This window comes from Candidatus Cryptobacteroides sp. (assembly GCF_056207615.1).
On the sequence record NZ_JBAEER010000121.1, the window covers coordinates 1 to 4867 of the forward strand.

Genomic DNA, 4867 nt, shown 5'->3' on the forward strand with positions numbered 1-4867 from the left:
GAACAACCCAGGATATTCGGCAGTCAAAATTTCAGAAGGCTTGGGTATCCCTCTCCGTTCTGTGCAGAGGACTTTAGCCAGCATCTCTGATAAGATTGAACATAGAGGGAGCAGCAAGACTGGAGGATACTATTTAAGGTAAAAGATAATAAATGACTGGTCATGGAATTCTAACTTAATTTCAAGGCCAAGCAACCTTGACTGTTGGGATGGACTAGACACTCGACCTGTTTGGGTAGACTAACAATCAACTGTAATAATCAATGAAGCAAGGAGCTGCCTGGAAAAATAATTTCCAGGTGGTTTTGTATTGTATGGGAGGCAACGCTGCCGGAATGGAGGAGCTCCGGCAGCTAAAGCGTACCACCTTGCGAGCTCGTTGGGGAGGCTCGCCGGTGTCCGCTTTTGCCCGCTTCTACTGCCCTGCCAGTTCAAACAGTTCGGCATGGCAGTTTAATGACTGAGTCACAATTATTTACGCGAAAACGGGTAGTGCAAAAAAAGCCTGCCCAAATAGCTTAAAGAATTGAGAGTTATCGTTTTAAGCGCCACGAGAATAATCACGGGCAGGGTAATACGAACAAGGAAAGGCCCACAAGCAGTACACAACGAAAAAAGCCGGCCGGGTGGGTCGGCTTTTCAGTATGATGTTCGAATGGATTGCGAACTAGAAACTCTTCGCAGTCCGAAGCGAATTAGCGAACGATGATCTCCTCGCGATCTGGACCGATAGAGACGATCTTGACAGGGCAACCTGTCTCCTTCTCGATGAAGGCGATGTAGTCCTTGAGCTCTACAGGGAGCTTGTCGTACTCGCGGATGCTGCAGATGTCGCTCTTCCAGCCCTTGAACTCGGTGTAAACAGGAACGATATCGTCACCAGCCTCGAATGGGAAGTAATCGATGGTCTCGTTTCCGAGCTTGTAGCCTGTACAGATCTTGATGGTGTCGAAGTCGTTCATGACGTCTGACTTCATCATGATGAGTTCGCTCACGCCGTTCATCATTACAGCGTACTTGAGAGCTACGAGGTCGAGCCAACCGCAACGGCGTGGACGGCCGGTGGTAGCACCGTACTCGTGACCGATTGCGCGAAGCTTCTCACCGTCCTCGTCGAAGAGCTCAGTTGGGAACGGACCGCTACCGACGCGGGTGCAATATGCCTTGAAGATACCCATGACCTTGCCTACGCGGTTAGGAGCGACACCGAGACCGGTGCAGACACCTGCAGTCATGGTATTTGATGAAGTAACGAACGGATATGTACCGAAGTCGATGTCGAGCATTGAGCCCTGAGCACCCTCTGCGAGGATTGCGACGTCCTCGTCGATGTACTTGTTGACAACGATCTCGTTCTCGATGAACTCGAACTTGCGAAGCTCCTCTACGGCCTCGAACCACTTCTGCTCGTACTCGGTGATGTCATACTCGAAACCTGCGTACTGTGCGAGAAGGCCCTCGTGCTTCTCCTTGAGGGCAGCATAGCGCTGCTTGAACTCCGGAGAGAGAATGTCACCCATGCGGAGACCGTTACGTCCGGTCTTGTCCATGTAGGTTGGGCCGATACCCTTGAGGGTCGAACCGATCTTAGACTTGCCCTTTGCTGACTCGCTGGCTGCGTCGAGCATGCGGTGGGTAGGAAGGATGAGGTGTGCCCTCTTACCGATCTTGAGCCTTGAAACAACATCGACACCCTTAGCCTCGATCTGATGGATCTCGTCCATGAGGATAACAGGGTCAACTACTACAGCGTTACCGATGATGTTTACGGAACCCTCACGGAAGATACCTGAAGGTACGGTATGGAGAACGAAACCGTCACCGTCGAACTTGAGCGAGTGACCTGCGTTAGGGCCGCCCTGGAAGCGAGCGATCACCTTGTAACCGGGAGTAAGAACATCAACAACTTTTCCTTTGCCCTCATCGCCCCACTGGAGACCGAGAACAACATCAACTTTCTTCATATACTGGTGTTTTAAATATTAGCGTTGTGGTGCATAACCGGTGGACAAAAGTAGGAATAATCTTTGAGTCCTACAAAGTTTAAGATATCTTTGTATCACCAAAGTTATCAACAATGAGCGAAAGAGAAAACGAAGGTCTCCAGGCCCTTGGCAAGAAGACCGAATACAAGAGCGATTACGCACCCGAGGTGCTTGAGACATTCGTGAACAAGCATCAGGACAACGACTATTGGGTAAGGTTCAACTGCCCTGAATTCACCAGCCTCTGCCCTATCACCGGTCAGCCTGACTTTGCGGAGATCAGGATCTCCTACATCCCCGACGTGAAGATGGTCGAGAGCAAGAGCCTCAAGCTCTATCTTTTCAGCTTCCGCAACCACGGAGATTTCCATGAGGACTGCGTGAACAAGATCATGAAGGACCTCATCAAGCTGATGGATCCCAAGTATATCGAGGTGACAGGCATCTTCACTCCGAGGGGAGGCATCAGCATCTATCCGTACGCGAACTACGGCCGTCCTGGTACGAAGTTTGAGAAATTGGCGGAGCAGCGCCTCGCCACACACGAATAGAAGGCAAGGCCTAGACAAGAACTTATGAAAAGAAGAAGCTTCATCTGCGCTCTCGCAGCGCTCGCTATCATCCCCGCAGCAATCTCATGCATGGGCGGCGGAAAGAAGGAAAAACAGGAGGTAAAGCATCCTGGATGTCCATACCCGGTCGAAGTGTTCGACACCCCTAACGGTTCGGTTGAGATCTACTGCATCAACCATGGTTCGGTTGCGATCTCCTTCAACGCGGACATCTCCAAGGACAGCAGGACCATACTCGTGGACCCTGTCGGAGAGTACCAGGGCAAGACCATCGACTACAGCTCCGTTCCGAAGGGCGACATCATCCCCATCACCCATGAGCACGGAGACCACCTCGACGCATCGACCATCGACGCGCGCTCCGCGAAGAACGCGACCCTCATCGTGAACCAGACCAGCTATGACCAGATAGGTAAGGGCGAGATCATGCACAACGGCGACAGCCGCTCGCTCTCGTCAGCCATCACCCTCGAGGCCGTACCTGCCTACAACAGCACCGCAAAGCACAAGCAGTTCCATCCTAAGGGCAACGGTAACGGCTATATCCTCAAGATCGACGGTCTGAGGATCTACGTCGCAGGCGACACCGAGCCTTACACAGGAATGAAGAAGTTCGGCAAGATCGACGTGGCTCTCCTCCCTGTGAACCAGCCGTACACGATGACCATCGACCAGTGCGTGAAGGCGGCAAAGCTCATCAAGCCGGGATTCGTCATCCCTTACCACATGGGTGACACCGACATGGAGGCACTGTCAAACGCCCTCACGGCCAAGGGATTCAGGCACGTGATGCACGAGGAACTCAAGTAAGAAGGATTACTTTCTTCCGGACCTTATAGTCTGGAGCACTACAGATAGAACTATCAGAGCTAAGCCTGTCCAGAAGGACAGGTTTAATTCTTTTGTCTCGCCAAAGAGAATGGCGGCGAGGATGATGCTGTAGACCGGCTCGAGATTGTAGGTGACGTTCACGGTGAAGGCGGAGAGCCTGCGCATCGCGACGATCTGCAGCAGGAACGGGATCACGGTAAGCACGGATCCGAGTATCACCAGCGCAATCAGGTCGTTGGTCTTCGGAATGACAGGTGCATCCGGCGCGACGTAGGAATAGACGGGAACGCAGATGGTGAGGAAAAGGAAGCCGCTGATGAGTTCATGGAAGAGCATGGTGCTGCTGTCCTCACCGGTCTTCGCTCCGGCGCGGATGTTCATGATTGAGAACAGCGAGTAGAGCGCCGCAGAGGCCAGTCCGAGCAGGATTCCGGTCCTGTAACGGATGTCCAGGCTGAATATCACGAGCGCACCGGCAATGGAAATGAAGCTGATCGCGAACGCCGCGAACGAGAATTTCTTACGGTTGATGAGCGGATCGAAGACGCTGGTGAAGAAGCACGAGGTCGCGATGCATGCGACGCCGACGGAAACGTTCGACTCCTGGATGCTGGCGAAGAACGCGACCCAATGCACGGCGAGCATCACTCCGCATGCGCTGATCGGCAGCAGGCTGTTAAGCGGTACGCGGTGCAGCCTGTGCATGCAGGCCATGGCGATGCCCATTGCGACGATTCCGACCATCATGCGGAACCACACCAGAGGTATGCCGCTGATCGATATGTATCTTCCGAAAAGTCCTGTCGCACCCGCGAGAAGAACCGCGACGTGCAACCCCAGGAGAGTCCTTCTCCTTATGCCTGCGTCCATTGACTAGATAAGCTTGATAGAATTGATGATACGGCCGGTCTCCTTTCCTTCCCTACGCGCCGAGTAGAAGTCCTCGCTCTCGTAGGTGCAGATGCCGCAAAGCTGGATGTTCTTCTCAGGAATTCCACATTCCATTAGGGTTATCCTGATTGTTTCCCATAGGTCGATATGGTGGCCGCCTGCCATGCTGCCCTCAGTGCGCGGTCCTCTGAAAGACCAGACCCTGTCGAGAGGGAAACCGGACTCCTTGAAGTAGCCGGCGACGTCCTCACCCACCTGGAAGCTGTCCGGACCGATGCCGGGGCCAATCATTGCGACCATGTCGGATGCCTTGCATCCATAGGTCTTGACCATTGCGAGAATCGCCTGTGCCGCAATCTTGTTCACGGTACCTCTCCATCCGCTGTGCGCGGCACCCACTGCCCTCTTGACCGGGTCATAGAGAAGCACTGGAATGCAGTCGGCAGTCCTCACGCCGATTGCGACGTCAGGGAGATTGGTCACGAGGGCGTCGATGCCTTCGAGTTCCTCACGGGTGTAGTCAGGTCGATCGATCACTGCGACATTGGTGGAGTGGGTCTGGTGCGGCTGGATGACAGGATACGGCAG

5 protein-coding genes are annotated in these 4867 nt (G+C 53.6%); 2 read left to right on the forward strand and 3 right to left on the reverse strand.

The genetic code is table 11. The features are described from left to right. Nucleotides 1-695: 695 nt before the first annotated feature. A complete protein-coding gene (locus AC06ND_RS07235) occupies nucleotides 696-1964 on the reverse strand; it encodes an adenylosuccinate synthase (RefSeq protein ID WP_475678318.1) in 1269 nt (422 codons plus the stop codon). Nucleotides 1965-2077: 113 nt separating this feature from the next. Here AC06ND_RS07235 and queF point away from each other — a divergent pair, with 113 nt between their 5' ends. Next, a complete protein-coding gene (gene queF, locus AC06ND_RS07240) occupies nucleotides 2078-2536 on the forward strand; it encodes a preQ(1) synthase (RefSeq protein ID WP_475678319.1) in 459 nt (152 codons plus the stop codon). Nucleotides 2537-2560: 24 nt separating this feature from the next. After that, nucleotides 2561-3367 carry an MBL fold metallo-hydrolase gene (locus tag AC06ND_RS07245; RefSeq protein WP_475678320.1) on the forward strand — a complete coding sequence of 269 codons (807 nt, stop codon included), beginning with the start codon at nucleotides 2561-2563 and terminating at the stop codon, nucleotides 3365-3367. Between the two features lie 6 nt (nucleotides 3368-3373). Here AC06ND_RS07245 and AC06ND_RS07250 read toward each other — a convergent pair whose 3' ends face one another. Both AC06ND_RS07250 and pgeF read right to left on the reverse strand, forming a co-directional pair. Beyond that, complete coding sequence (locus AC06ND_RS07250) at nucleotides 3374-4258, reverse strand: DMT family transporter (RefSeq protein WP_475678321.1); 885 nt, start codon at nucleotides 4256-4258, stop codon at nucleotides 3374-3376. A 3-nt stretch (nucleotides 4259-4261) separates the two neighbouring features. Further along, nucleotides 4262-4867, reverse strand: a 606-nt coding sequence (pgeF, locus tag AC06ND_RS07255) for a peptidoglycan editing factor PgeF (RefSeq protein ID WP_475678322.1), incomplete at its 5' end; no start/stop codon positions are given.